Here is a 2,740-nt window from a genome sequence, read left to right as displayed (position 1 = left end):
TGGCGTCACGATCGCAGGACGACTATCAGATCAACGACCTGGCCTCGTGCTCGCAGTCGGCGGACCGCTATTGCTGACAGGCTGGATCGTGTTGGCAGTGGTCGCATCTCATCCCGTTGCGCTTATCGTCCTCGTCCTCGTTCAGGGATTCCTGTCGTTCGGCGTCGGCAGTACTCTGATCACGCGTGTGCTGTATGCAGCATCGGGTGCGCCAACGATGGGCGGTTCGTACGCAACCGCAGCATTGAATATCGGAGCTGCAGCGGGGCCCGTGCTTGGTGCGCTCGGGCTCGCGACCGGGCTGGGGCTGCTCGCGCCGGTTTGGGTCGCTTCGGTGCTGACAGCGATCGCTCTCGTCATCATGCTTCTCACCAGACGCGCGCTTACGAAGACCGCGGCGGAGGCCAATTGATGACCCATCCGAACGCTCTTCTCACTCCTCGTGCCCGTCTCCGGTTAGCTCGGCTGATTGTCGAAGACGGCTATCCGGCCACGATCGCCGCAAAGATGGGGTCGTTTGCGGGAGAGGGCGAAATCCTACGCTAAGGCTTTGGCCAACGATATTCTCCGGTAAGATTGATGTGTTCCCAGGGGATAGGAGAAGTCGCTTGATATCTAGTATGACGTCTGTCGCACCTGCTTGATCGCGGCCGCGATAGCTAGATCGCGTTGCTCCTCTTCTCCATCCGCGTTCCAAGCTGCGGAAAGGCACCCATAAGCGTACGCCTGGTCGAGCAGGCGACGCGGATCGACGTCCAGCGCACGAGAGAATGCGTCCGCCATCTGTGCAATGCGTCTAGGATCGAGACAAAGGTCGTCTCTGTCAGCCGGATCGTAGAACATATTGGCGGCGCCAAAGCCCACTTCACCGACCAGACCGACGGGATCTATCACCAGCCAGCCGCGACTGGAGAACATGATGTTTTCATGATGCAGATCGCCATGTAGCCCACGCAGTTCCGAGGCATTGCTCATCATTTGATCGGCTATAATCGCCGCGTGGACGTAGTCAGTTTGACAACCTGCGTTTTGATCATCGCGCGCCCGCTGAAACAAAGCTGCAAAGCGATCCCGGATCGGGAGAAGGGCAGAAGGCAGGGGTTCCTCAGATGCGGCATACAGCTTCGCCATTAGTTCCGCTGCAATTTCGGTCGCCTGGTAGTCGCCGTGCTCGGCAACGATGTGAGAGAGCATTCGCTCCCCGGCATATTCGAGCAACATCAGATTGTTCTCACGACCGAGCAACCGGACTGCTCCCCTCCCATTGCGCCATACCAGATAGTCGGCCCCGCGCAGTTCATCAGCAATGTCTTCTATAGGTTTCAATCCCTTGACGATTGCAGGAGTCCCGTCTGGCAATGAAACTTTCCAAACGAGGCTGGAAAAGGTGTCCGCAATGAGAACAGGTTGCGAAACGTGCCAATGAGCAGGAAAAACAGGCGGCATGAACATCAACCCCAAGTCAGAGGGTCCAATCGCAGATAGAAGGCAAGGCGTTCGCGGTCGGGGGCTTCGATCCCCAATACATTGAATAGGACAGCGAAGGCGCGCTCTGCTTCATCTGGCGCTGCCCAGTTCTCTTCGGCGTTAGCAATCATGAGTGCCAAATCGGCATAGCGATCTGCTGTTCCGAGCCGCCCAAGGTCGATCAGACCCGTGCATTGAAGAGTTTTAGGGTCCACCATGAAGTTCGGCATGCAGGGATCACCATGGCAAACAACCATATCGGTGCGCTCTTGGTCGAGCCGCACCGGTAGCTCTCGTTCGACACGAGCCAAAAGATCGAGCTGCGGCGTACTCTTGTCCTCGTCCGGTAAGAAGTCGGGATTGACGGCATTGCGGGACACCACATCAACGGCGCGTCCGAACATTCGCGACAGCCTGCGCTCAAACGGACATTGATCAACCGATAGGCTGTGAACAGCGCCAAGTTGCTGCCCCATTGACGGCCACGCTTTGAGCAAATCCGCTCCAGACAGATCAGCCGCCGGTACTCCCGGAATTGCCGTTATCACCAAGCATGCACCCTCCTGTTCCTCCTGCCAGTTGATCACCTCGGGGCAAGCCACACCTCGACCTTTGAGCCAAATGAGGCGGTCACGCTCTCCAGCGAGCTCACCGCGGCGGGAAGCAGGTGCGATTTTCGCGAAGGCATGCCCGTCACCACGTCGAAAAACAAAATCACCAGATTCTCCGCCTCTGACAGGCAACCAGTCAGAATGCGATTCACCAAAAAAAATATTAGTTCGATTCAATGGAGGTTCCTTCAGTTTTCTGATGAAGCGCGGAGGTGGCTCAACCTGCGAAAAGAAACGAGTTGCTACGTAAGTCCGAGAACATGCTTTCCATGGTCTCTGAGCTCGCCTTTGGGACCGACATATCGGTAGAGAGTGACGCGCTCGATGCCGAGTTCCTTGCAGAGATCGGAAACTGAAGTATCGCGCTGGGCCATGGCGGCTTGCGCGAGACGCACCTGAGCTTTGGTGAGCGCGAATTTTCGTCCGCCCTTGCGACCGCGCGCTCTCGCGGAGGCGAGACCCGCCATGGTGCGCTCTCGGATCAGATCCCGCTCGAACTCGGCCAAGGTGGCGAAGATTCCGAACACCATGCGACCGGACGCAGTCGTGGTGTCGATCTGAGCGGGCACTGTTGCAAAGTTAGCGATGAGGCAGCCTTTTGTCTTATTCAAAGGCCTTACATTTCAAAAACTCTGCTTACCAGGCGCATTTCGCCCAGGGGA

General features: G+C 57.3%; 2 protein-coding genes and 3 pseudogenes. 2 read left to right on the top strand and 3 right to left on the bottom strand.

Annotated elements, in window-relative coordinates; genetic code table 11:
• Both BKN05_RS11905 and BKN05_RS11900 read left to right on the top strand, forming a co-directional pair.
• Positions 1-412: pseudogene (locus BKN05_RS11905) on the top strand (chloramphenicol efflux MFS transporter); the annotation flags it as partial.
• Positions 412-510, top strand: a pseudogene (locus tag BKN05_RS11900) (IS481 family transposase); the annotation flags it as partial. The pseudogenes BKN05_RS11905 and BKN05_RS11900, both read left to right, overlap by 1 nt.
• A 105-nt stretch (positions 511-615) precedes the next feature.
• On the opposite strand, the gene BKN05_RS11895 reads toward BKN05_RS11900, so the two are convergent.
• From BKN05_RS11895 to BKN05_RS11885, 3 genes and pseudogenes are all read right to left on the bottom strand, one after another.
• Positions 616-1,452 carry an aminoglycoside O-phosphotransferase APH(6)-Id gene (locus tag BKN05_RS11895; protein ID WP_000480968.1) on the bottom strand — a complete coding sequence of 279 codons (837 nt, stop codon included), beginning with the start codon at positions 1,450-1,452 and terminating at the stop codon, positions 616-618.
• On the bottom strand, positions 1,452-2,255 hold the full coding sequence (gene aph(3'')-Ib / locus BKN05_RS11890) for an aminoglycoside O-phosphotransferase APH(3'')-Ib (RefSeq protein ID WP_001082319.1): 804 nt from the start codon (positions 2,253-2,255) through the stop codon (positions 1,452-1,454). The genes BKN05_RS11895 and aph(3'')-Ib overlap by 1 nt, the downstream gene beginning before the upstream one ends.
• Before the next feature lie 65 nt (positions 2,256-2,320).
• Positions 2,321-2,641, bottom strand: a pseudogene (locus tag BKN05_RS11885) (recombinase family protein); the annotation flags it as partial.
• Between the last annotated feature and the right edge of the window lie 99 nt (positions 2,642-2,740).

The organism is Corynebacterium sp. S5S1 (genome assembly GCF_001913985.1).
Classification (GTDB): Bacteria; Actinomycetota; Actinomycetes; order Mycobacteriales; family Mycobacteriaceae; genus Corynebacterium; species Corynebacterium marquesiae.
Note: the sequence above shows the minus strand (reverse complement) of the source record. Positions and strands in the feature narration are given on the sequence as shown.